Annotated in this window: 20 protein-coding genes; 8 read left to right on the top strand and 12 right to left on the bottom strand. The window is 64.0% G+C overall.

Annotated elements, in window-relative coordinates; all coding sequences use genetic code 11:
• Positions 1–33: 33 nt before the first annotated feature.
• The gene (locus GJ654_RS00540) at positions 34–303 is read right to left on the bottom strand and encodes an Imm74 family immunity protein (protein WP_155444142.1); all 270 of its coding nucleotides are present in this window, start codon (positions 301–303) and stop codon (positions 34–36) included.
• 21 nt (positions 304–324) lie between these two features.
• Positions 325–1,422, bottom strand: coding sequence for an A/G-specific adenine glycosylase (gene mutY, locus GJ654_RS00535; protein ID WP_264586075.1), 1,098 nt, complete (start codon positions 1,420–1,422; stop codon positions 325–327).
• A 17-nt stretch (positions 1,423–1,439) separates the two neighbouring features.
• Between mutY and GJ654_RS00530 the strand changes: the two genes are divergently transcribed.
• Complete coding sequence (locus GJ654_RS00530; RefSeq protein ID WP_319802116.1) at positions 1,440–1,949, top strand: DUF721 domain-containing protein; 510 nt, start codon at positions 1,440–1,442, stop codon at positions 1,947–1,949.
• 303 nt (positions 1,950–2,252) lie between these two features.
• On the opposite strand, the gene GJ654_RS00525 is transcribed toward GJ654_RS00530, so the two are convergent.
• The 3 genes from GJ654_RS00525 to GJ654_RS00515 form a co-directional block, all read right to left on the bottom strand.
• The gene (locus GJ654_RS00525) at positions 2,253–4,592 is read right to left on the bottom strand and encodes an Orn/Lys/Arg decarboxylase N-terminal domain-containing protein (protein WP_155444140.1); all 2,340 of its coding nucleotides are present in this window, start codon (positions 4,590–4,592) and stop codon (positions 2,253–2,255) included.
• 86 nt (positions 4,593–4,678) lie between these two features.
• Positions 4,679–6,121: a lipopolysaccharide biosynthesis protein gene (locus GJ654_RS00520; protein ID WP_155444139.1), complete on the bottom strand. Its 1,443-nt coding sequence runs from the start codon at positions 6,119–6,121 to the stop codon at positions 4,679–4,681.
• A gap of 157 nt (positions 6,122–6,278) precedes the next feature.
• The gene (locus GJ654_RS00515; protein WP_155444138.1) at positions 6,279–7,544 is read right to left on the bottom strand and encodes an O-antigen ligase family protein; all 1,266 of its coding nucleotides are present in this window, start codon (positions 7,542–7,544) and stop codon (positions 6,279–6,281) included.
• Positions 7,545–7,691: 147 nt separating this feature from the next.
• Between GJ654_RS00515 and GJ654_RS00510 the strand changes: the two genes are divergently transcribed.
• From GJ654_RS00510 to GJ654_RS00480, 7 genes are all read left to right on the top strand, one after another.
• Positions 7,692–8,963, top strand: a complete 1,272-nt coding sequence (locus GJ654_RS00510; protein ID WP_155444137.1) for an acyltransferase family protein — start codon at positions 7,692–7,694, stop codon at positions 8,961–8,963.
• 130 nt (positions 8,964–9,093) lie between these two features.
• Positions 9,094–10,059 (top strand): glutathione synthase, encoded by a 966-nt coding sequence (gshB, locus tag GJ654_RS00505; protein ID WP_155444136.1) that lies wholly within the window; start codon positions 9,094–9,096, stop codon positions 10,057–10,059.
• Positions 10,056–12,854 carry a [protein-PII] uridylyltransferase gene (locus GJ654_RS00500; protein ID WP_246664517.1) on the top strand — a complete coding sequence of 933 codons (2,799 nt, stop codon included), beginning with the start codon at positions 10,056–10,058 and terminating at the stop codon, positions 12,852–12,854. Before gshB ends, GJ654_RS00500 begins: the two co-directional genes overlap by 4 nt.
• 18 nt (positions 12,855–12,872) lie before the next feature.
• The gene (locus tag GJ654_RS00495; protein ID WP_155444135.1) at positions 12,873–13,316 is read left to right on the top strand and encodes a CopD family protein; all 444 of its coding nucleotides are present in this window, start codon (positions 12,873–12,875) and stop codon (positions 13,314–13,316) included.
• 88 nt (positions 13,317–13,404) lie between these two features.
• Positions 13,405–13,980 carry a nucleotide exchange factor GrpE gene (gene grpE, locus GJ654_RS00490; RefSeq protein WP_155444134.1) on the top strand — a complete coding sequence of 192 codons (576 nt, stop codon included), beginning with the start codon at positions 13,405–13,407 and terminating at the stop codon, positions 13,978–13,980.
• Between the two features lie 156 nt (positions 13,981–14,136).
• Positions 14,137–14,742: an alpha-ketoglutarate-dependent dioxygenase AlkB family protein gene (locus GJ654_RS00485; protein WP_264586074.1), complete on the top strand. Its 606-nt coding sequence runs from the start codon at positions 14,137–14,139 to the stop codon at positions 14,740–14,742.
• 27 nt (positions 14,743–14,769) lie between these two features.
• A complete protein-coding gene (locus GJ654_RS00480) occupies positions 14,770–15,309 on the top strand; it encodes a hypothetical protein (RefSeq protein ID WP_155444132.1) in 540 nt (179 codons plus the stop codon).
• A 35-nt stretch (positions 15,310–15,344) separates the two neighbouring features.
• Here GJ654_RS00480 and GJ654_RS00475 read toward each other — a convergent pair whose 3' ends face one another.
• The 7 genes from GJ654_RS00475 to dnaK all read right to left on the bottom strand — a co-directional run bounded on the left by GJ654_RS00475 (position 15,345) and on the right by dnaK (position 22,510).
• Positions 15,345–15,977, bottom strand: a complete 633-nt coding sequence (locus tag GJ654_RS00475) for a 2,3-bisphosphoglycerate-dependent phosphoglycerate mutase (protein WP_155444131.1) — start codon at positions 15,975–15,977, stop codon at positions 15,345–15,347.
• 15 nt (positions 15,978–15,992) lie between these two features.
• Complete coding sequence (gene dapB / locus GJ654_RS00470) at positions 15,993–16,799, bottom strand: 4-hydroxy-tetrahydrodipicolinate reductase (RefSeq protein WP_246664516.1); 807 nt, start codon at positions 16,797–16,799, stop codon at positions 15,993–15,995.
• 49 nt (positions 16,800–16,848) lie between these two features.
• A complete protein-coding gene (locus GJ654_RS00465) occupies positions 16,849–17,136 on the bottom strand; it encodes a DUF1330 domain-containing protein (RefSeq protein ID WP_155444130.1) in 288 nt (95 codons plus the stop codon).
• A 123-nt stretch (positions 17,137–17,259) separates the two neighbouring features.
• Positions 17,260–17,949 carry an orotidine-5'-phosphate decarboxylase gene (pyrF, locus tag GJ654_RS00460; protein WP_155444129.1) on the bottom strand — a complete coding sequence of 230 codons (690 nt, stop codon included), beginning with the start codon at positions 17,947–17,949 and terminating at the stop codon, positions 17,260–17,262.
• Between the two features lie 360 nt (positions 17,950–18,309).
• Entirely contained in the window at positions 18,310–19,083 is a 774-nt protein-coding gene (locus GJ654_RS00455) for a class I SAM-dependent methyltransferase (RefSeq protein WP_196305384.1), read from the bottom strand.
• Positions 19,084–19,265: 182 nt separating this feature from the next.
• Positions 19,266–20,399: a molecular chaperone DnaJ gene (dnaJ, locus tag GJ654_RS00450; protein WP_155444128.1), complete on the bottom strand. Its 1,134-nt coding sequence runs from the start codon at positions 20,397–20,399 to the stop codon at positions 19,266–19,268.
• Between the two features lie 209 nt (positions 20,400–20,608).
• Positions 20,609–22,510: a molecular chaperone DnaK gene (dnaK, locus tag GJ654_RS00445; protein WP_155444127.1), complete on the bottom strand. Its 1,902-nt coding sequence runs from the start codon at positions 22,508–22,510 to the stop codon at positions 20,609–20,611.
• Between the last annotated feature and the right edge of the window lie 390 nt (positions 22,511–22,900).

The raw sequence follows: 22,900 nt of genomic DNA, 5'->3' as shown, positions 1-22,900 counted from the left end.
CTAGCAGGCTAAATCGGCATTGGGAAAGGGGCGTCACTCATAGGCGACCACCAGCCCCATGCGCTCGAACGCCTCGTCGATCGCCTCCAAGATGCGCTGCAATTCGTCCATTTCGATCTCGGCGTCATCGTCGGGAGGGTCCCAGCAGACGACGTCGTCGAGGTCGACGAAAAAATCCGCCTCATCCTCGGCGTCCGGCGGCTTGGCCGAAGGCAGAATGGTGCGCACCTTCCCCTTCCAGCTCACGCGGATCGCGCCTTCCGTCAGCGCGACCTCCGGCCTGTCGCCGCGTTTCCTGGTCATGCCGTATTCCCCCTGATCCCATCATGCCGGCTTTCCGGCCACGCGCAAGTCCATTGCCTTAAACGCGCAAGTCTCCACCTTGCGCATCACGCTCGGAAGGGCCGCGGCGCTCAAGTCTTGCGCCGCGATCCAGAACCCCGTCTCGGGCGCCGCGAAATCGGCCGGCGCAGCCGCGACGAACACGCTGAGTTTTAAGGCAAAGTGGGTGAAGACATGGTCGATTTCGCCGGCAAGCCGCCAATTGGCGCGCGTGCAAGGGGCGGACGCAAGAGCCGCCTCAGCCCAATCCTCTCCCCGCCCCTCGCGCCAATCCGTGCCGAAAAATTCGGTCATGCCCCCCAAAAGCCCACGCGCGGGCCGACGGCGCGCCAGCACCGCCCCATCGGCGCGGCGCAGCACGAAAACCGCGCCGCGCTTGAACGGGCGCGCCTTCTTCGGCGGCTTTTTCGGAAATTCCAGCGGATTTCCCGCCGAGGCCGCGCAACAAAAACGCGCCAGCGGACAGATCAGGCAGCGCGGCGAACGCGGGGTGCAGACGGTCGCGCCCAGATCCATCATCGCCTGGGCGAAATCGCCCGGCCGTTTCTTCGGCAGGATCGCGGCGACGAAATCCGAAATCTCCTTTTTCGCCACCGGCAGCGGCGTCTCCAGCGCCAGCAGCCGCGCGACCACGCGCTCGACATTGCCGTCCACGGCTGGCGTCGGCCGATCGAAGGCGATGGCGGCGATAGCTCCCGCCGTATAGGCCCCGATCCCCGGCAGACGGCGCAAGTTGTCCTCATCTGCGGGAAAGGCGCCGCCGTTCTCCGCGACGATTTCTTGCGCGCAGGCGTGCAGGTTTCGCGCGCGAGAGTAATAGCCGAGGCCCGCCCAGGCTTGCAAAACCTCTTCGAGCGGGGCTGCCGCCAAATGGTCCACGCGAGGCCACAGCGCCAAAAATTTGGCGTAATACGACCTCACCGCCGCAACCGTGGTCTGTTGCAGCATGATTTCCGACAGCCACACGGAATAGGGATCGGGCGTTTCCCCCGGAAGCGCGCGCCACGGCAGGTCGCGCCGCGAAATGTCGTACCAGGCGAGCAGCGCCGGGCCGATTTCAGTCTTGCTTTTGCGTGTCACGGCCTCACAATGGCTTGGTGATCAAGAGAAAGAAAGCCTCCTTCCCCAAGCCGCTGGCCGATTTCGTCGGCGCGGCCGTCGATCCCGTGCTGGCGAAACAGGGATTTGGCCAGTCGAGCCTGATCCTGCACTGGGACGACATTGTCGGCCAAAGGCTGGCGGAGTGCTGCGAGCCGATCAAACTGCAATGGCCGCCGCGCCCGCGCGAGCGCGCCCCTGACGCCGCCGTCGAGCCGGCCACCCTGGTGCTGCGGGTGATCGGCGCGATGGCGATCGAGGTCCAGCACATGGCGCCGCTGATTCTGGAGCGGGTCAACGCCCATCTCGGCTGGCGCGCGGTGGGACGTCTGGCGATTCGCCAGGGACCGCTGGAGCGCGCCGCCGGCCCTGCGCTGGTCGCCCCGCCCGACCCCGAAGCCGTCGCGGAGGCGCGCCTCGCCACGGAAGGAATAGACGACGAAGGCTTGCGAAAGGCGCTCGTCCTGCTCGGCGCCCGGGCGATACGCGGGCGCGCCGGGAGCGTGTAGCACAGCGCGCGCTTTCTATATCCATGCTCAGCGCCTTGATGTCGTCATTGCGAGCGCAGCGAAGCAATCCAGGCCCCTCGCGCGAAGAACGATCAGAACAAAAGCAAGGCGATGCAATCGCAGGCTTTCTGGATTGCTTCGCTGCGCTCGCAATGACGATGGAAATGGCGGGGCGCGACTCTAGAGCATTTTCAAGCGAGGTGGATGCCAGTTCGCGTGAAGAAAATGCGTCAAAACAAGAATTTAGAGCTGTTTCATGTTTCCATGAAACGTGAAACAGCTCTAGCCGCCTCGCCCTCTATCTCACTCCGGGTCCGCCACATAGGCGTGGAACCGGATCACCCCGTTCTCGTCGACCTCGCGGTGCAGGCCCTGGATTTCCGCCTCAAATCCGGGGAAGAGATTCGCGCCGCGCTCAAAAGTCTTGAGATATTCCAGCATCGGCTTGGCGCGATCATCCAGAATTTCACCCGGCGCAATGGTGGCGATGCCCGGCGGATAGACCACGAACAAAGTGGTGGCGATCTTGCCATACATCTCGTCGAGCGGCAGGTAGCGCACCTGATTGCGGGTCAGTTTTTGCACCGCCTCCTGCGGGCGCATCACTTTTGTCGGCAGATGCTCCGGCCGGAACTGGCGGCGCTGCAAATCCGACGTGTTCGCCGCCTTGTAAAAGGCGTGCATCTGGCCGCAGAGGTCGCGCAGGCGCATTTTCGCATATTTCTGCGGGCGCTTGGCCACGAATTCGGGAATCACCTCTTCCAGCGGCGCGTTTTCGTCATGGTACGTCTTGAACGCCACCAAAGCCGAAATCAGCGCGCCGGCCTTGGAGGATTCCACGCCCGGCGTGAGCAGGAACAGCAGCGAGTTCAGGTCGTTCTTTTCCGCGACAATGCGGTTTTCGCGCAAATATTGCGCGACGATGGGCGCGGGGACGCCGTGGTCGAGATATTCGCCGGTCTTGCGGTTGAAACCGGGCGTGATCAGCGTGAGCTTGCAGGGATCGGTCAGCGCGTAATTTTCCGAAACGTGCTGGAACCCATGCCAGCGGGCGCCGGGCTCGAACGTCCAGTAAGAAGAGTTTTCGGCGAGATCGTCGGTCGAAACATCCTCCCAGGCGCTCCAGCCGTCGGGCGTCTCGACCTCGTCGGGCACGAAGGGATCGAAAAACCACGCATTGGCCTTGTCCTTGGCCTTTTCGCCGAATTCCCGACCCAGAGCGCGGATTTTCTTACGAATTTCGATGCCGAGCCGAATGGTGTCGTCCCACAGCACCACGCCGGATTTCCCCTTCATCATCTGCGCGCCGACGTCGAGCGAGGCGAACAGCGGATAGAACGGCGAGGTCGAGGCGTGGATGAGAAAGGTTTCGTTGAAACGCTTGTGCTCGACTCGGCGGGTCTGGCCCTTGATGTGGCGGTCCTTGAAATGGATCTGCGACGCCTGCGAGAAGCTGGCGAGCTGTTTGTGCGTCGATTGCGTGGCGATGATGCCCGGCGCGTTCGGCCCGAGATTTTGCAGGCCCATGGCGAAATGGCCGGCGAAGATCGGGTGGAATTTCATGAAGCCGGCCCAGGCCTCGTCGAACAGGATGTAGTCGCAGAGGTGGCCGATTTTTTCCAGGATCAGCTCGGCGTTATAAATCGTGCCGTCATAGGAACATTGCTCGATCACCGCGACGCGGAACGGGCGCTCACGCTCCCAGGCCTCGGGGTCGGTCACCAGCGGATTGGCGCGGATTTTTTCGCGGATCGCCTTTTCGTCCAGCGCCTCATAATCGATGGGGCCGATCAAACCAAAAGCGTTGCGGTCGGTTTCCAGATAGATCGGCACGCCGCCGCCGAGCATGAGCGCGCCGTGATGCGCCGCCTTGTGGTTGTTGCGGTCGAACAGGACGAGATCGCCGGGGGCGACCAGTGCGGACAAAACCACCTTGTTGGAGGTCGAGGTGCCGTTGAGCACGAAATAGGTGCGCTCCGCGCCAAAAATCTTGGCCGCCTCTTTTTGCGCGCGAAGCGCGGGGCCTTCGTGGGTGAGCAGGTCGCCGAGGTCGAGCACGGAATTGTCGAGGTCATCACGAAAAATCGCTTCGCCCAAATGCTCGACAAAAATGCGGCCAATCGGGCTGCGGCTATAAAATACGCCGCCGTTGTGGCCGGGGCAGGTCCACAGCATGTTGCCTTCTTCGGCGTAATCGACGAGTTCGCCGAAGAACGGGGTCTTCATGGTCTCGGCATATTGCTTCAGCCGCGAAACAAGGTTTTTGGCAATGAATTCAGGCGTTTCCTCAGCCAAAAACACATAGCCGTCGACATTGTCGAGCACGTCGATGGGCAGATCTTCAAAACGCTTGCGGCGCACCAGCAGGATGATCGGCATTTCCAGGCCGCGCTTGCGCACATAGGAAATGAGCCCCGCCGTCTTGGAGTTCATCCCCTTTTTGCCCCAGTCGACGATCATGCAGCCGATGGCGGCGTCGGTCTTGATCGCCAGCTCCGCGTCTTCGACGCGTCGGGCGCGGGTGACTTCAAAGCCGGATTTTTCGACCGCCAGCACGATCTGGTCGAGGCGCGTGCCTTCCAGCTCGTCCGGATCGAACGAGGGCGCGCAGAGCAAGAAGTTGAACCGGCGAAAATAGTCCATGGCGATCCCTGGAGGCATGATCGGGCGTCTATGGTCAACCCACGTGACCGTGTGATGAAGCCGTATAGAGCAAAACCCGCGTAAATCTATCCAAGCCTGTTGAAAAGCCTTTTGCGGAATGGCGGAAAGGCGACAAAGCGGGCCAAGGCCGGGCGGAACAATCCGCCGGGGTCGAGCGCCAGCAGGGCGAGGCCGAACACGCCGGCGCCAACCAGGGCGTTGAGCAGCAGGCCGAGCAAGGCGGGCTGGATGTCTCGCGTAAAGAACATCGCGGCGCTGGCGCAGACGCCTGAGACCACGACGCCGGCGAGATCACGCAAGCCGGGCCAGCACGCGCGCAGCCTCCAGGTGAGGCCGAGCGTGAAGACGAAGCTCGCGGCGAGGCTGACGGAATGGACCAGCGCATAGCCGCGCATGTCCGCTGGCGGAAACAGCGTGAGCCAGCCGAGATCGAGCGCGGCGCAAGCGAGGCCGGCATAAAACAGGCCGCCGGTGCGCCCCTCCAGTTGCAGGATCGGATTGAGACAGAACTGCGCGAGTCCGAACAGGGCGACGCCCGGCGCCAGGATGAAGGCGAGTTCGCCGAAGGAGGAGGCAAATTTCGCCGGCGCGACCAGCGCGGCGAAGGCGGTCATGGCGGCCATGTTGCCGGCGCAGATCAGGGTGTAGGCGGCGAAGATCAGCAAAATGTTCTTGCGCATCTGCGCCTGCCCCGCCGCCTCGCTCTCCGCCTTGCGGCGCACCGCGAGCTGGAACAGATAAATGTCGAGCGCCGCGCCAACGGCCAGCATCAGGCGCAAGGTCACGTCGGTCGGCAGAGACAGCTCGCCGGCCTCCGCGAACCCAAGCCGGGACGCCACAAAACCGCGGTTGGCGAGCAGGATGGCCTGATAGAACAGGTTCGCCAAAAGGATCGGCGCGCCATAGCGCAGATAAAGCGCGACTTTTCCACCCCGCGCCAATCCTGGCGACACGCGGTCCGCCGTCTGGCCGCGCAGGGCGAGGGTCGCCAGAGCGACGCCGACGCCGCCGACCCCCATGACCACAAGAGGATTTTTCGTCCAGAAGGCCGCCCCGACCATGGCGGAGAAGGCGAACATATTCTTCAGAAGGACCAGGCCGGCATAGGCCCGATTGCGGAATCGCGCGCGCAAAAGGGCGCTGTGATAATCGAACACGCCATTGGCGATGGCGAGCAGCGCGATGGCCCCGATCATGGGCGCGCCGAGCCCGGCGTCGAAGCCGAGCGCGAAAAACACGAGGGCGAGGCCTGCGATCAGCGCGGCGCCCAAAACATAGGCAGCGTCCAGCGAAGCGCGGGTTTCGGGCGCGTGCGTCCGGCTGTCCTCGCTGTAAAAGCGCGTCGCGGAAAGGCGCAGCCATTCGAAGGCGAGAATGGCGAGGGTGAGCGCGGCGGCGAAGGCGATGGAGAACCGGCCATAGGCCTCGGGGCCAAGGCCGGCCGCGACCGCGAGGCCGAGCAAAAAGTTCAGCGCGGCATTGACGATGAAGGTGACGACGATCAGCATGAAGGAAGGGTCCGCTTGCGCGCAAAACCCTCAGCAAACATTCGTTGGTCGCCCAACGAATGTTTGCTTAGGTTCTTTTGTTTTCGCAGGATTTTCATCCGAAAACCGGTGGCCACTTTTCGAAAATCCTGCTTAGGCCGAGATGTTGTGGGAAGGTTTAAGCCGAACGGGCGTCACGCGCGGGGCGATCCGCCAGCCAGCGCCGCCGCGCCGCCTCTATGCCCCAGACCGCCCCGAGCGTCACATAGAACATGCGCCAGTGGTCGATGTCGATCTGAAAGCCCTGCAGGAAAAACACGAAGGTCGCGGGAAAGACGATCTGGGCCTGCCGCATCCAGGGATGGCGGGTCAGGCATTGGCGAAATCCCAAAAAGGTCGTGAGCACCACCATGGCGATGAAGGAGAAGCCGCCCAGCCAGCCGTTGGAGGCGAAGGCGTTGACATAGGAACTGTGCGGGTCGAGATCGAAGGTGAGCCGGTAGCGCAGAGGTCCCATGCCGTTGGGACGCTCCAGCAGCATGGGGATGGCGCGAATCTGGTTGCCGAACCGGCCGGTCGGGCCTTCGTCATAGTCATGCTGCACGGCGGCGCGCTGGAAGAAGAATTCGCGCACGCTGTCGATGGACAGGGCGGCGGCGAGGCCCGCGCCGGCCATGAGCACGAACGCCACCGCGCCGGCCATGATGGTCCGGCGCATCCGCGCCGTGTCGGCCGTCCAGAACAGGAAGGCGACCATCATCACCAGCGCGATCACGCAGGCGCCCATGGAGCCGCGCGAGAACGACAGGAACAGGGCGGTGAGGATCAGGGCGAGGCTCGGCAGCGTCAGCCAGAGATAGCGCCAGCGCCCCAGAATGATCCCCTGAGCGAGATAGAGCACGCCGGTGACGAGATAGGAGCCGAGCACGTTGGGGTCCTTGAACGGCGCCATGGCGCGGCCGCTCAGGGTCCATTCTCCGTCCTCGCCATAGCCCAGCACCCAGGTCGTCACCGCGATGGCCGCCGCCAAGACGCAGCTCGCGGCATAGCCGCTCAGCAGGAGATCGAGCCGCCGCGAGGTGCGCCGCGCGGTGAAAAGCGCGAAAAACATGCCCGTCGCGGTGATGAACAGCGTGTGATAGGTATAGGTGACCGGGTCCGGCTCGTTCCAGTAGGGGATGAGCGAGAACAGGCCGCCGACCACCCACAGCGACAGCACGAGCAGGAACGGCAGGACGGAGCGCGGGACATAAAACTCGCGGATCGCCCAAAGCACCAGCGTGATCAGGATCAGGAAGTCGTAGGGCGAAGGCTCGATGAACACCACCGAGCCGGAAAACATGGTGAGCCAGAACACGACGTCGAGCAGCTTGGCGTATTCGAACGTGAAACGCCGCGCCGACGGCGCGCCCCCAAAACCTTGTGCGGCGGCTGTTTCGCTCATGAGTCCGGTCGAGCATCAATGAAAGTGAAGAGACTCTAAAGAGTAAAGGTTAACATTCCGCCATTAAGCCTGGATGCGGAATGTTCCGGGATCGATAAAGGTTTTGTGGGATGATGCGTCGATTTTTTATCCGATGGGCGCCGCGTCATGCCTTCCTTTCCCGGTCGATTGGCGGCTTTGGCCGCTTCCCTCCCCACGCGCCTGCAAAGGCGGCTGTCGGGCGGGACCTATCGGCCGGAAGTGGACGGCCTGCGCTTCATCGCCATCGCCATTGTCGTCGTCGGCCATTTCTGTGAACGCGCCCTGCGCTTTTTCCCCAATGTGGCCGACCACCGCGACTCCCTCGCGGCCGACCTGCTCACCCGCCCGGGCCTGGGCGTCATGCTGTTTTTCGCGGTCAGCGGCTTCATCCTCGCCAGCCAGGCGATGCGGTCTTCGAACAGTCCGCTCAGCGGCGCTTTTCTGCGCAGCTATTTCGCCCGTCGCGTCCTGCGCATCGAGCCGCCCTACCTGATCCTGCTCGTCGCCACCTGGGCGGCGCTCATGGTTTCGGGCTATCATCCGGAGCACACCAACCATTTCGCCACACGACCGGACTCGCTGACCGTGAGCCTGCTCGGCTCCGTCGTCTATGCGCACGGCTTGCTGTGGGGGACGAGTCCGCGCCTGTTCCCGCCGGGCTGGTCGCTCGAGATCGAGGTGCAGTTCTACCTGCTCGCGCCCGTGCTGTTCTTCTCTTATTTCCGCCTTCGCGGCTGGTGGCGCCGGCTGTGCGGCGGGGCGCTGCTGGCGCTGGGCGTTCTCCTGTCGCTTTACACGCCGCACCGGCTGGGCGGAGTGTACGTGTTCGACAGCATTTTGCGCTTCTTCCATTTCTTCTGGCTCGGCATCCTGCTGGCCGACGGCCGCGAGACCATAGCCGCGGCGATGCGCCGCCTGCCCCGGACGCTGGTCGGCGCGGCTGGTTTTCTGGCGCTGGCTGTGTTCATCGCGGCCCCCGCGCCCCTCGACAATCCGTCCACAGCCGGAAGTCTCGCCGGCGCGCTGGCCTTGCGCGGCCTCGCCCTTCTGGCGACGACGACCATGTTCGCCTGCGTGTTCGCGCCCACCTCATTCCACGAATTCTGCGCAAATCCCTGGATCAGCCTGATCGGCGGCGCCTGCTATTCGATCTACCTGACCCATTTGCAGACCATCCAGTTCCTGACCAGCCAGATCGCCAAACACGCCGCCGGCAGCCCGGTCGCGGCCGTGGCCCTGTTCGGCGCGGGGGAAATGCTCGTGGTTCTTGTGGTCGGCCTCGCCTATTACGCGGTGATCGAACGCACGTTCATGATCAAGGACTGGCCGTCCCGGTTCAGGCGTGCGCTGCGGGCGAATCGGTCGCGTGAAAATGTCACGGTCGCCGGCAACGGTTGATCGGTAACGAATATCGGATAGGGTGCGCGGTTCGGGATCCGCGCGAGAGTCGCGGTTCGAAAAAGGCCGGCGCCATAGCCATGTTTCAGCGCCTGGACTTGGGAATGACTGACCCTGACGAGGGAATTAAATGGCTGAGATCGCCCGCATCGCCGTACAGATGGACCCGATCGAGCGGATCAACATCGCCGGCGACTCCACCTTCGCCCTGCTGCTGGAAGCGCGGGCGCGCGGTTTTGAGATTCTCTACTACACGCCCGAAAAGCTTTCGCTGCGCGGCCGCGATGTCGTGGCGACCGCGCAGACGCTTGCCGTGCGCGACATCGCCGGAGACCATTTTACCCTGGGCACGCCGCGCGAAATTTTTCTGCGCGACATGGACGTGGTGCTGCTGCGCCAGGACCCGCCCTTCGACCTCTCCTACATCACCTCCACCCATCTTCTGGAAAAAGTGGGCGGCGAAACCCTTGTCGTCAACGATCCCGCGAGCGTGCGCAACGCCCCGGAAAAACTGTTCGTCATGGATTTCCCGGAGCTGATGCCGCCCACCCTGATCACCCGGGACCGCGCGGCGATCGACGCGTTTCGCGAAGAGCATGGCGAAGTGGTGATGAAACCGCTGCACGGCCACGGCGGCGCGGCGGTGTTCCGTCTGCAACGTCAGGACGCCAATTACGGCTCGCTCTATGACCTGTTCGCCACATCGTTCCGCGAGCAATGGGTGGTGCAGAAATTCCTGCCTGAGGTCAAAAAAGGCGACAAGCGCATCATCCTCGTCGATGGCCAGCCGCGCGGCGCGATCAACCGCGTGCCCGCCGAAAACGACATCCGCTCCAACATGGTGCGCGGCGGCGCGGCGGAGGCGACCGAACTGACCGCGCGCGAACAGGAGATTTGCGCGACCATCGGCCCGGAACTGAAGCGGCGCGGCCTGGTTTTCGTCGGCATCGACGTGATCGACGGCTGGCTCACGGAAATCAACGTGACCTCGCCCACGGGCGTCAGGGCGATCAAGCGCACCGGCGGCCCCGACCTCGCGGCGGCGATCTGGGACGCGATCGCGGCCAGGAAAGCGGCGGTGAGGAAGGGACAATGAACGTGCAGACGGCGCCGTCCGCCCACGGCAAATGGAACGGGCCCCGCATGGACCTGCCGATGAAGGCGCTGATCGACCGCGCCGAAATCGAAGTGAAAATCGCGGGGCTGGCGGGGCTTCACGGCGACAACACGCAGAGCCTTCGAAAGGCGGCGGTCGACGTATTCGCCGACGCGCTCGCCAAGGGCGCCGCCGTGGCGCGCGCGGAGCTGGAAGCCGGCGGCGGCGGCCTCGCCTGCGGCGCGCATCTCGCCTTTGTCGAGGATGAGGTTTTGCGCGCCATCCACGACTGCGTGGTCAAATATATCGCGCCTTCGACTTCAAAACTCTGCGTCGTCGCGGTGGGCGGCTACGGACGCGGGGCGCTGGCCCCGGGTTCCGACATCGATTTGCTGTTCCTGCTGGACGGCAAGGGGCGCGCCCGCGCCGAGGGCGTGGTCGAGGCCATGCTTTATTTCCTCTGGGACCTCAAGCAGAAGGTCGGACACGCCACCCGCAGCGTCGAAGAGTGCCTGAAGCAGGCCCGCGCCGACATGACGATCCGCACCACCCTGCTTGAAACCCGCTACGTCCTCGGCGACGAGTCCCTGCTCGACCAGCTCAGCGCGCGTTTCGACCAGGAGATCGTGCGCAACACCGCGCCGGAATTCGTCCAGGCCAAACTGACCGAGCGCGAGGAACGTGTGCGCCGCGCCGGCTCGTCCCGCTATCTGGTCGAGCCCAACGTCAAGGAGGGCAAGGGCGGCCTTCGCGACCTCAACACCCTGTTCTGGATCAGCAAATACACCTATCGGGTCCGCGACGTCGATTCCCTGGTCGCGGCCGGCCTGTTCAGCGAGCAGGAGTTGCGCCTGTTCCACCGCTGCGAGAATTTTCTGTGGTCGGTGCGCTGCCACATGCATTTTTACACCGGCCGCGCCGAGGAGCGGCTGAGCTTCGACCTGCAACGGGTGCTGGCGGAAAAAATGCGCTTCAAGCCGGCGGCCGGCGTCCCCGGCGTCGAGCGCTTCATGAAGCGCTATTTCGTCACCGCCAAACATGTCGGCGACCTCACCAACATTGTCTGCGCCGCGCTGGAGGAGCGTCAGGCCAAGCCGCGCGCCATGTTCGACCGCGTGTTCGGCTCGCTGCGCCGGAAAAAGCCGCGCGACCTCGGCCCCTTCGCCATCGAGACCGACCGCGTCACCGTGGCCGCCAACGACATTTTCGAGCGCGATCCCGTCAACCTCATCCGCCTGTTCTGGGTGGCCGCGCACAACGAGCTGCCGATCCACCCGGACGCGCTGCGGCTGGTGACGCAGAGCCTGCCGCGCATCGACGCCAAACTGCGCGCCGATCCCGAGGCCAACCGGCTGTTTCTGGAAATCCTCGTCAATCCGCAGTCCAACGAACGGGCGCTGCGGCTGATGAACGAAGCCGGGGTTTTCGGCCGCTTCATCACCGAATTCGGCCGCGTCGTCGCGATGATGCAGTTCAACATGTACCACCATTATACGGTGGACGAGCACACATTGCGGGCTTTGCGCGAACTGGCTTCGGTGGAGCTCGGCCACCACAAGAAGGAGCTGCCGCTCACCAGCGAGCTGATGCCGACCATCACCCACCGTCGCGCGCTCTATCTGGCGGTGCTGCTGCACGACATCGCCAAGGGCCGCCCGGAAGACCATTCGGTGGCCGGCGCGGCGTTGGCGCGCAAGATCGGGCCGCGCCTGGGCCTCGACGACGCCGAGACAGAGACCTGCGCCTGGCTGGTGGAAGAACACCTCACCATGTCGAACATCGCGCAGAGCCGCGACCTCGCCGACCCCCGCACGATCCAGGCTTTTGCGGACAAGGTGCAGAGCATCGAGCGGCTGAAGATGCTTGCGATTCTCACTGTATGCGACATCAGGGCCGTCGGACCCGGCGTCTGGAACGGCTGGAAGGGCGAGCTTTTGCGCACCCTTTACTGGGAAACCGAGCTGGTGCTGGCCGGCGGCCATTCCTCGGTGGATCGCAAGGCGCGGGTGGAGCGCTCGCAACGCGAACTGCGCGAAAAGCTACCGGCCTGGTCCGATCCGGAATTCGCCGATTATGTCGCGCGGCATTATCCGGCCTATTGGCTGAAGGTCGACTTAGCCCACAAGATCCAGCACGCGCAATTGCTCTACGCCTCGGCGGTCGAGCTGAATTCGCTGGCGACCGAATACACCACCGACGCCTTCAGGGGCGTCACCGAACTCACCGTGGTCGCGCCCGACCATCCGCGCCTGCTGTCGATCATCGCCGGCGCCTGCGCCGTCTGCGGCGCGAATATCGTGGACGCCCAGGTGTTCACCACCGCCGACGGCCTCGCGCTCGACACGATCAGCGTCAGCCGCGCCTTTGACCGCGACGAGGACGAGCTGCGCCGCGCGAAAAGAGTGGCGAAATCCATCGAGCAGGCGCTGCGCGGCGAGATTCGCGTCACCGAACTGCTCGCTGACAAGGCCAAGACCGCGCCCAACCGCGCCGAAACGTTTTCGGTGCCGCCGGACGTCATCATCGACAACAGCCTGTCGCGGAAATACAGCGTGGTGGAGGTTTCCGGCCTCGACCGCGTCGGCCTGCTGCACGATTTGACATTCGCCCTGTCGAAGTTGAATTTGAACATCGCCTCCGCCCATATCGTCACCTTCGGCGAAAAGGCGGTGGACACCTTCTATGTCACGGACCTGACGGGGGCGAAGGTGACCAATCCCGCCCGGCAAGCGGCCTTGCGGCGACACCTGATCGAGGTGTTCGCCCCAAAAACGCGCGCCGTGAAGACGGCATAGGAATGACTGGAGTTCGAAATGATCGGTTGGTTGGGTGACGGCTATCTTTGGGTGAAGGCCGCGCATGTTGCGATTGTGTTTTTCTGGATCGCCGGGCTGTTCGCCCTGCCCCGCTATCTCATCTACATGCACTCGACCAAGCCGGGCTCGGCGGAGGAGGCGCAATGGACGTCGCGCTGCAACCGGTTGCGCAACATCATCCTGACGCCGGCGCTGATCCTGTCCTGGATCCTTGGCCTGTCGCTGGCCTTCAACATCGGTTTTTCCGGCAACATCTGGCTGCACTGGAAGATCGGGATTGTCGTGCTGCTGTCGATCTACCACATGTGGATGGTGCGCCTGGGCAAGAAGATGAGCCTGGGCCAGCGTCCCGTCGCGGAGAAAACCCTGCGCATCGCCAATGAGGCGCCGGCGCTGGCGACAATCGCCATTGTGATTTTCGTGATCGTGCGGCCATTCTGACCGCGACACGCGCCGCCCCCTTGGACTTGGCTTGATTTTTGGGACCTCCCGTCCCAAATGCAGGCCAGATTTCGAAAATGAGAGACCCATGAGCGACGAACAGACCCCGCAGACCGAGGCAGAATCGCCGAAAGCGACCGAGACGCCCGCCGAGGCCGCGCCGCAGTCCGACGCCGAGCGCGACGCCGCCGCCGTTCAGGCCCTGATCGCCGAGAACGCCAGTTTCAAGGACAGGCTGCTGCGAACCATGGCGGAAATGGAAAACCTGCGGCGACGCACGGAGAAGGAAGTCGCGGACGCCAAGGTCTATGGCGTGACCTCCTTCGCCCGGGACATGCTGACCTTCGCCGACAACCTGCGCCGCGCCCTGGACAATGTGCCCAAGGACGTGATGGAGAGCGATCCCGCGCTGAAGACTTTTGTTGAGGGCATCGCACTCACCGAGCGCGACTTCCTCTCGCGCCTGCAACGCCATGGCGTGCGCAAGCTGGAGCCCAAGGGCCAGAAATTCGACCCGAATTTCCATGAAGCCCTGTTCGAAATTCCCGACGAGAGCGTCCCCACCGGCACGGTGGCGCAAGTGGTCGAAGACGGTTTTGCGATCGGCGAGCGCGTGCTGCGCCCGGCAAAAGTCGGCGTCGCCCGAGGCGGCCCCAAGAACTGAGTGAAGGCCGCAATCCATCCCCTCTCCCCGCTCGCGGGGAGAGGGTTAGGGTGAGGGGGACTCGGGCGCTGACCTCGACGAACCCGCCAAGCTAGTGCTTTGGCTCCCCCTCTCCCCGCCCGCGGGGAGAGGACGAAGTGCGAGGCTGATTTGACGGTGGTTGAGATTCGCCCCGGCCTGCGTCTTTACAAAACGGCGTTGGACCGGGCCGCGCAAGAAAGCCTGCGCGACCAAGTCCGCGAAATTTTGCGCGCCGTGCCGCTGTTTCAACCGGTGATGCCGCGCACCGGCAAACCGTTCTCCGTGCGCATGAGCAATTGCGGCCCGCTCGGCTGGGTTTCGGACCGCGCCGGCTACCGCTACCAGCCCGACCACCCCGACACTGGCCAGGCTTGGCCGCCCATTCCGGAGACGCTGCTGCGGCTCTGGCGCGATCTCGCCGCCTACGCCAAGGCCCCCGACGCCTGCCTCATCAATTATTACGACGCCACGGCCAAAATGGGCGCACATCAGGACATCGACGAGCAGGACTTCAACGCCCCGATCCTCTCGGTCTCACTCGGCGACTCCTGCCGCTTCCGCTTCGGCGGCGACACGCGCGGCGGATCGACGCAGTCGCTGATCCTCGAATCCGGCGACGTCCTGATTTTCGGCGGCCCCGCGCGAAAAATGTTTCACGGCGTCGATCGCATCCTTCCCAAAACTTCGACTTTGCTGGACCCGCCCGGACGGATTAATCTGACGTTGCGACGCGCGCGATAAAAAGCGCCAACTTGATGCGGGACGGTCATGTTTTCATTCGATAATCTTGGCGCGGTGATCACGACGGTCTTGAGCCTCGTCGCCCTGCTGTTTTTTGTCAGCGCCGGTTACAATCTGCACCTGCGCCGCAAGGCCGAGCGCGCCGCCGCCGCCGCCCGCGACGCGGACAAGCTCGATTCGTTGAGACCGGTTGGCTTGAAACCGTATGAGGGCGCCGACCCTCAAGGCGTCGCCTGGGCGGCGCGCCGCGAGATCATGCGCGTGCTCGCGCGAAAGCCCCATTCCGCCGTGGTCAATGGCGAGCACGTCGACGTCGCCGCGCTCATCGCGGACCTGTCCACCCTGCGCTATCCCGCGACGCCGCATCCGCACGCGCAGACGCCGCTGAAGGCGTTTGTCGCGACCGCCGTAGGCCAGATCAATCTCTGGCTCGAACGCGACCCCGAGGACCGCCGCACCTATTGGGTGTTCCACCCGGGCCTGGAGTCGACGCGCGCGACCGCCCTGGGTTTTGTCAAGACCGATCTGCTCGACGCCTTCGAACCGGAGCCCGAGCCCGTCGCCTGACGGACGGGCGCGCGAGCGCGCCCGTCCAAGAAAACTCACGCCTTCACCGGCTCCAGAACCTGCTTCGACTCCACGGTCGAATCCGCCTTGAGGCGATAGACCAGCGGCACGCCGGTCGCCAGCTCCATGCTCGGGATGGTCTTGGGGGTCAGGCCGTCGAGCACCATGACAAGCGCGCGCAGCGAATTGCCATGCGCGGCGACGATCACACGCTCGCCGCGCAGCACCGCCGGCAGGATGTGCTGGTTGTAATAGGGCAGCACGCGCGCCACGGTGTCCTTCAGGCTCTCGCCGCCGGGCGGGGGCACGTCATAGGAGCGGCGCCACAGGTGCACCTGCTCCTCGCCCCACTTTTTCCGCGCCTCGTCCTTGTTCAACCCGGAGAGGTCGCCGTAGTCGCGCTCGTTCAGCGCCTGATCCTTCTCCACATGCAGGCCGGTCTGACCGAGTTCACCGAGAATCAGTTTGAGCGTGTTCTGCGCGCGGGTGAGATCGGAGGTGAAGGCCGTATCGAAGGTCAGGCCGAGCGCCTTGAGCCGCTGTCCCGCCGCTTTGGCCTCGGACACGCCGAGTTCGGTGATGTCAGGGTCCTTCCAGCCGGTGAACAGGTTTTTGAGGTTCCAGTCGCTCTGGCCGTGACGGACCAGAACCAGCAGACGTTCGGACATGAAAAACTCCTTGGCTTACAGGCCGAGCACGTCGGCCATGGAATAGATCCCGGGCTTTTTGCCGCGCCCCCACAGGGCCGCGCGCACCGCGCCATTGGCGAAGATGCTGCGATCCTCGGCGCGATGAACCAGTTCGATGCGCTCGCCGGCGCCGGCGAAAATGACGCTGTGATCGCCGACCACCGTGCCGCCGCGCAGGGTTGCAAAACCGATGTCGCCCGCCTTGCGCGCCCCGGTGTGGCCATCTCGCACACGCACGCTGTGCTCGGCCAGCGCCACCTGGCGCCCCGCCGCCGCCGCCTCGCCGAGCAGCAGAGCGGTGCCGGAGGGCGCGTCAACCTTCATGCGGTGATGCATCTCCAAAATTTCGATGTCCCAGTCGGCGCCGAGTTCGGTGGCCGCTTTTTTCACCAGACCCGCGAGCAGATTGACACCGAGGCTCATGTTGCCGGAACGGATGATGGTCGCATGGCGCGCGGCGGCGTCGAGTTTTTCGAAATCAGCGGCGGAAAGCCCCGTCGTGCCGATGACGTGAACAATACGCGCCTGCGCAGCGAGCGCGGCGATCTCCACCGTCACAGCGGGAACCGAAAAATCGATCACGCCATCGACGTTGAGCAAGGCGTTTAAGGGATCGTCGGTGATTTTGACCCCCAGCGGCCCAATCCCCGCCACCTCGCCGGCGTCGCGGCCGAGCGCGGGCGACCCCAGCCGCTCCAAAGCCCCGCCGAGCGTCGCGCCTTCAGTGGCCGCGATCGCCTTGACCAGCATCTGCCCCATGCGGCCGGCGGCGCCGACCACGACAAGCCGCATCTGTTCCATGGAAAACTCCTGCGCGTGCTATAGGCCGTTTGGCCCGGCTCCGAAAGCGTCAGGCGCCTTCAACCAAGGTCATATGAAAGTCGGCGGCGCCGATGCGGTGCGAGCGCGCATGCTGGTATTCGACCGAATGATAGTAGGCCTTGGCGGTCTCGTAATCGTCGAATTCCAGAATGACGTTGCGCGCGCGCGCCGTGCCCTCGAGCGCTTCCGAGCGGCCGCCGCGCGCCAGCACCCGCGCGCCGAACTTCTTCATCGCTTCGGGGGCGAGCGCCGCATATTTCGCGTAAGCCTCGGAATCGTTCACGGTCACGCTGGCGATGATATAGGCCTTGGGCATTGTCTTGTTCTCGTCCTTATTCCGTCAATTGCAATTCACAATGTAGCGTTACCGTTCATGTGTCCGCGGGCGCTGTCCCCCACAGTCCAGCGGATGGACGCCGGGCCGGAGGTACGCCCGGCGTTACTTTTTTGCGATCTCCGCCTGTATGGCGAGGGCCGCGCGGCGCGGATCGTCCGCTGCCAGGATGGGCCGGCCCACGACAATGTAATCTGCGCCTCTTGCGAAAGCTTCCGAGGGCGTCGCCACCCGTTTTTGGTCGCCCAGCGCCGCGCCGGCGGGGCGCACGCCCGGGGTGACCAGCAACAGCGACCCTCCGACCGCTTCGCGTGTCGCCAAAAGTTCGTCCGGCGACAGGATCAGCCCGGCGATGCCCGCCACCTTTGCCTGTTGCGCGCGCAGGGCGACGAGGTCGCGGACATTGAGCCGGTAGCCGCAGGCGGCGAGGTCGGCGTCGTCGTAAGAGGTCATCACGGTGACGCCCAGCACTTGCAGGCGCGAATGTTCCGAGCCGCGCTTCGCCGCGGCAAGCGTCTGGGGAAAGGCGTGCACGGTGAGAAATCGCGCGCCGAGTTTGGCGATTTGCCCGGTCGCCTTTTCGACGGTGGCGCCGATGTCGTGCAGTTTGAGATCGACGAAGACCTGCTTCCCGGCCCTCGAAAATTCCTCGACCAAGGCGAGCCCGCCGCCATAGGCCAGCTCCATGCCGATCTTGTAGAAGGACACGGCGTCGCCAAGCGTTGCGACCATGTCGCGGGCTTGCGCGACATCGGGAAGATCGAGGGCGACGATCAGGCGGTCGGTTTGGGGCATTGGCGGCGTCCGGTTTCTGTTTGCCGGGCGTTATAGCTCCGGCGGCCGCAAGCGCAAAATGTGTTTCATACGGTTTCCGCAAGATCGCTTCGCGATCCGCGAAAACGAAATCGCGCGGAAATCCTTCAAGCGAAGGGCGGATTTCCGCGCGAGCGGAATACGATTTCCGAACTGATCCTTCGGAAATCGTATCAGCCGTCACGGCCCGGCGTCGTCCCGGCCAGCCGCGCCAAGCCGCCGCGCAGATGTCTTCGCCAAGGGTTTGAGTGTTTTCGGCAAGGGTTTGCGCGGAGCCGACGCCCGCCGTCGCGCCGAACAGCGCGGATGACCGGCACAAGCCCGGTCATGGACGGACCTGCTTTACCGCCCCGCCCTGCGCCCGTTGGACACGATCCGCGCCCGCGCCTCGAAAAACTCGGCGCGGATTTCCTGGGCGGCCCGGCGCGACTTGCGCAGCAATTCGTCGATCACGTCCGGCGGCTCCTTGAAGCTCGTCGGGCCGTTGGCGGGACGATAGATGTAGATGCGCGCCGGAGGAATGTTCAGCCAGATCGGCGCCAGCGCCTGGATGCGGACATGAAGGCTGTCGCCCAGATGCGTGGGCACCGGCGATTTCACCCCATAGGTGAACTGCACGAACCGCCCATTCTCGCCCATCAGCTCCATGGCCTGGCGCACCAGCATGAGACGATCATGCTCCGGCGCGGTCAGCAGCGGCAGGCTGGACACGACCGCCGAGGGCTTTTCGGTCAAGATCCCCTTGAGCGTGTCGGCGAGACGATAAGCGTCGCCGCGCACGATCTTCACGCCCGGAAATTTGCGGGCGAGAAGCGTGCAAAAGCTCTTTTCGTATTCGACGAGGATCAGTTTTGACGCGGGCACGCCGCGCGCCAAAAGCGCCTGAGTCACGGGCCCAGTGCCGGGGCCGAGTTCGATGATCGGGCCCGGCGCGACGGGATTGACGCATTGCGCCAGCGCGCGCGCCAGAAAGCGTCCGGACGGCGCGATGGCGCCGGCGATCTTGGGATTTTCCAGCCAAGAGCGGATGAACCGCGCCTCGTCGCCCAGATGCGCGTCCAGAGAGTTCTTGGACCGCGTCCCGTTTTTCGAAACCGGACTTTTTTGCGCGTTCACGGCGATGCCTATCAATTGGACTACAAGCCTGTCATTAAATAGTGACAAAGCAGGCAGCGTCAAGAAAGCGTCATCCGCAACATATTGCAAGCGGATTTACGCTGATCTCCCAGCCCTGCGACGCCACGTCAGGGCGCCGCGCGCCGCCGTTCTGAGCGGGAGCGGCGTTTCCCTGTCAGCGATCAGGCCAGATCAAAAAAATCCTTCATCTTGGCGAAGAAGCCAGAGGATTCCGGATGGGTCTTGTTGGTCGACTCGTGGTCGAACTCGGCCAGAAGCTCCTTCTGGCGCTTGGTCAGATTCTGCGGCGTTTCGACATTGGCCTGAATGTACAGATCACCGTAGTCTCGTGCGCGCAAAACCGGCATGCCCCGGCCCTTGATCTTGAACTGGCGGCCGGACTGAGTGCCCTCGTCCACCTTGATCTTGATCTCGACGCCGTCGACGCCGCGCACCTTGACCTCGCCGCCGAGCGCCGCCTGCACCATGGAGATCGGCACGCGGCAATAGAGGTCCGCGCCCTCGCGCTGGAAGAACGGATGCGGCTTGATCGACAGGAAGATGTAGAGGTCGCCCGCAGGCCCGCCGCGCAAGCCCGCCTCGCCCTCGCCGGCCAGCCGGATGCGGGTGCCGTCCTCGACGCCGGCGGGGATGTTGACCGAAAGCGCGCGCTCTTTGGTGACGCGGCCGCCGCCGGAACAGGCGGGACAGGGATTGTCGATGACCTCGCCGCGCCCCTGGCAGGTCGGGCAGGTGCGCTCGATGGAGAAAAATCCTTGTTGCGCGCGCACGCGGCCGTGGCCGGCGCAGGTCGTGCAGGTCTTGGGCTTGGAGCCGGTCTTGGCGCCGCTGCCGGAACACGTTTCGCAGGTGACGGAGGTCGGAATTTTCAGCGCCGCCGACTTGCCGCGATAGGCCTCTTCCAGCGTGATTTCCATGTTGTAGCGCAGGTCGGCGCCGCGCTCGCGTCCCGAGCCCCTGCCGCCGCGCCGGCCGCCCATGACGTCGCCAAACAGGTCGTCGAAAATGTCGGCCATGGAGGCCGCAAATCCTTCGCCCATGCCAAAGCCGCCGAACCCGCCGCCGCCCTGCTCGAAGGCCGCGTGTCCCCCGCGATCATAGGCGGCGCGTTTCTGAGCGTCGGAAAGGACCTGGTAAGCCTCGTTGACTTCCTTGAACTTGGCTTCCGCCGTATGGTCGCCCGGGTTCTTGTCCGGGTGATATTGCATCGCCTGTTTGCGGAAGGCGCCTTTCAGCTCGACTTCCGTAACGGTGCGGGAAACTCCAAGGACTTCGTAGTAACAGCGCTTGGCCATATCGGCGTGATCCAGATTTCTTTCGCGGCGCGCGGTGACGCCTTGCGTTTTGCGTTTTGCGCGTTTTCTTCACGCGAACCGAAAACCACTTCGCTTGAAAACGCTATGCAGGTTTGCGGCGAGCTAAATCTTGCGCGCACGAAAAGCAAGCTGCGCCGTTTCAGGGAATGAAAAAGCCGGCGCGCCTTTTTCGCGCGCCGGCCCAGGTCTCAGTGACCCTTCTTGTCGTCCTTGACTTCCTTGAAGTCGGCGTCGATCACGTCCTCTTCAGGCTTGGCCGCGCCGCCGCCGGCCGCAGCCGCCGCCTGTTCGGCCTTGTACATGGCCTCGCCGAGCTTCATCTGCGCCTGAGCCAGTTCGTTGGTCTTGGCCTTGATGGTGTCGACATTGTCGCTTTCGAGCGCGGTCTTCAGCGCGGCGACCGCCGCCTGAATCGCGCTCTTGTCGGCTTCGGAGGCCTTTTCGCCGAATTCGGCCAGCGACTTCTCCGCCGCATGGACCATGGCTTCGCCCTCGTTCTTGGCGTCGACCAGGGCGCGGCGCGCCTTGTCCTCGGCCGCATGGGCCTCGGCGTCCTTCACCATCTTGTCGATGTCGGAATCCGACAGACCGCCGGAAGCCTGGATGCGGATCTGCTGCTCCTTGCCGGTCGCCTTGTCCTTCGCCGTCACCGACACGATGCCGTTGGCGTCGATGTCGAAGGTGACTTCCACTTGCGGCATGCCGCGCGGGGCCGGCGGGATGCCGACGAGATCGAACTGGCCGAGCGCCTTGTTGTCGGCGGCCATTTCGCGCTCGCCCTGGAACACCCGGATGGTCACCGCCGTCTGGTTGTCTTCGGCAGTGGAAAACACCTGGCTCTTCTTGGTCGGGATCGTCGTGTTGCGGTCGATCAGGCGGGTGAACACGCCGCCGAGCGTCTCGATGCCGAGGGACAGCGGGGTCACGTCGAGCAGCAGAACGTCCTTGACGTCGCCCTGCAACACGCCGGCCTGGACCGCCGCGCCGATGGCCACGACTTCGTCAGGGTTGACGCCCTTGTGAGGCTCCTTGCCGAAGAACTGCTTTACGACTTCCTGCACCTTGGGCATGCGGGTCATGCCGCCAACGAGAACGACCTCGTTGATCTCTCCGGCCGAAAGACCCGCGTCCTTGAGCGCCTTGCGGCAGGGCTCGACGGTGCGCTGGATCAGGTCGTCGACCAGCGCCTCGTATTTGGCGCGGGTCAGCTTCAGCGTCAAATGCTTCGGGCCGGAGGCGTCGGCGGTGATGTAGGGCAGGTTGATGTCGGTCTGGGTCGCGGAGGACAGTTCGATCTTGGCCTTTTCCGCCGCTTCCTTGAGGCGCTGAAGGGCGAGCTTGTCCTTCTTCAGGTCGATGCCGTTGTCCTTCTTGAACTCGTCCGCCAGATATTCGACGAGGCGCATGTCGAAATCTTCACCGCCGAGGAAGGTGTCGCCGTTGGTCGACTTCACCTCGAACACGCCGTCGCCGATTTCGAGGATCGACACGTCGAAAGTGCCGCCGCCGAGGTCGTAGACCGCGATCGTTCCAGAACCCTTCTTGTCCAGGCCATAGGCCAGCGCGGCCGCCGTCGGCTCATTGATGATGCGCAGCACTTCGAGGCCGGCGATCTTGCCGGCGTCCTTGGTGGCCTGGCGCTGGGCGTCGTTGAAATAGGCGGGAACGGTGATGACCGCCTGGGTGACGGTCTGGCCGAGGTAAGCCTCCGCCGTCTCCTTCATCTTCTGCAGGGTGAAGGCGGAGATCTGCGAGGGCGAATAGGTCTTGCCCGCGGCCTCGACCCAGGCGTCGCCGTTGCCGGCCTTGACGATGTGATAGGGAACGAGGCCCATGTCCTTCTGCGTCATCGGATCGGCGAAGGTGCGGCCGATCAGGCGCTTGATCGCAAAGAAGGTCTTTTCGGGATTGGTGACCGCCTGGCGCTTGGCGGGCTGGCCGACGAGGCGCTCGCCATCGTCGGTGAAGGCGATGATCGACGGCGTGGTGCGCGCGCCCTCGGCGTTTTCGATCACCTTGGGAGTCGAACCCTCCATCACCGCAACGCAGGAATTGGTGGTGCCGAGATCGATGCCGATAACTTTAGCCATGTGTTTGTCCTTTCCTCGCAGAACCGCCGGACCCCGGAGCGGTCCGGCCTGGGCGTCTGATTCGCCCGGTCCCCGACGATGAGTGAGATTGGGAGCGCGACGCGCTTATGCAAGAGCGTGGCTGATATAGGGGCGCGGATTTTTGCCCGCAAGACGGAAGGCCGGAAATGCCGGCGCCGCCTCGAAATTGTGACAATTCCGCCACGCGCGCGGCAAATTGCTGAAGCTTGCGCGCCCGCAGAGAAGTCAAAACGGCATTTTTGTATTTTTACACAATAAGTTGCACTGAATTCGCGGGATTCGGGCATGGCCGCGCGCAAAACAGGAACGGTGCTATGTTGCGTTGACTTTTTTGGCTCCGAACGACACCTTCAACAAAAAAGTTCACAA

The organism is Rhodoblastus acidophilus, from assembly GCF_009720655.1.
Taxonomy (GTDB): domain Bacteria; phylum Pseudomonadota; class Alphaproteobacteria; order Rhizobiales; family Beijerinckiaceae; genus Rhodoblastus; species Rhodoblastus acidophilus_A.
The sequence above is the reverse complement of the archived record's forward strand: the minus strand, read 5'-3'. Positions and strand labels throughout refer to the sequence as shown.

What these genes read in the sequence shown, in the direction of transcription:
- GJ654_RS00520 (WP_155444139.1), bottom strand. Translation starts at nt 6,121, where the DNA reads ATGCTGATCGTCGTCACCTTCATCGTCAATGCCGCGCTGAACTTTTTG.
- dapB (WP_246664516.1), bottom strand. Translation starts at nt 16,799, where the DNA reads ATGGAACAGATGCGGCTTGTCGTGGTCGGCGCCGCCGGCCGCATGGGG.
- GJ654_RS00495 (WP_155444135.1), top strand. Translation starts at nt 12,873, where the DNA reads ATGATCGGTTGGTTGGGTGACGGCTATCTTTGGGTGAAGGCCGCGCAT.
- GJ654_RS00475 (WP_155444131.1), bottom strand. Translation starts at nt 15,977, where the DNA reads ATGTCCGAACGTCTGCTGGTTCTGGTCCGTCACGGCCAGAGCGACTGG.
- dnaJ (WP_155444128.1), bottom strand. Translation starts at nt 20,399, where the DNA reads ATGGCCAAGCGCTGTTACTACGAAGTCCTTGGAGTTTCCCGCACCGTT.
- dnaK (WP_155444127.1), bottom strand. Translation starts at nt 22,510, where the DNA reads ATGGCTAAAGTTATCGGCATCGATCTCGGCACCACCAATTCCTGCGTT.
- grpE (WP_155444134.1), top strand. Translation starts at nt 13,405, where the DNA reads ATGAGCGACGAACAGACCCCGCAGACCGAGGCAGAATCGCCGAAAGCG.
- gshB (WP_155444136.1), top strand. Translation starts at nt 9,094, where the DNA reads ATGGCTGAGATCGCCCGCATCGCCGTACAGATGGACCCGATCGAGCGG.
- GJ654_RS00510 (WP_155444137.1), top strand. Translation starts at nt 7,692, where the DNA reads ATGCCTTCCTTTCCCGGTCGATTGGCGGCTTTGGCCGCTTCCCTCCCC.
- GJ654_RS00540 (WP_155444142.1), bottom strand. Translation starts at nt 303, where the DNA reads ATGACCAGGAAACGCGGCGACAGGCCGGAGGTCGCGCTGACGGAAGGC.
- GJ654_RS00465 (WP_155444130.1), bottom strand. Translation starts at nt 17,136, where the DNA reads ATGCCCAAGGCCTATATCATCGCCAGCGTGACCGTGAACGATTCCGAG.
- GJ654_RS00500 (WP_246664517.1), top strand. Translation starts at nt 10,056, where the DNA reads ATGAACGTGCAGACGGCGCCGTCCGCCCACGGCAAATGGAACGGGCCC.
- GJ654_RS00480 (WP_155444132.1), top strand. Translation starts at nt 14,770, where the DNA reads ATGTTTTCATTCGATAATCTTGGCGCGGTGATCACGACGGTCTTGAGC.
- GJ654_RS00515 (WP_155444138.1), bottom strand. Translation starts at nt 7,544, where the DNA reads ATGAGCGAAACAGCCGCCGCACAAGGTTTTGGGGGCGCGCCGTCGGCG.
- GJ654_RS00525 (WP_155444140.1), bottom strand. Translation starts at nt 4,592, where the DNA reads ATGGACTATTTTCGCCGGTTCAACTTCTTGCTCTGCGCGCCCTCGTTC.
- pyrF (WP_155444129.1), bottom strand. Translation starts at nt 17,949, where the DNA reads ATGCCCCAAACCGACCGCCTGATCGTCGCCCTCGATCTTCCCGATGTC.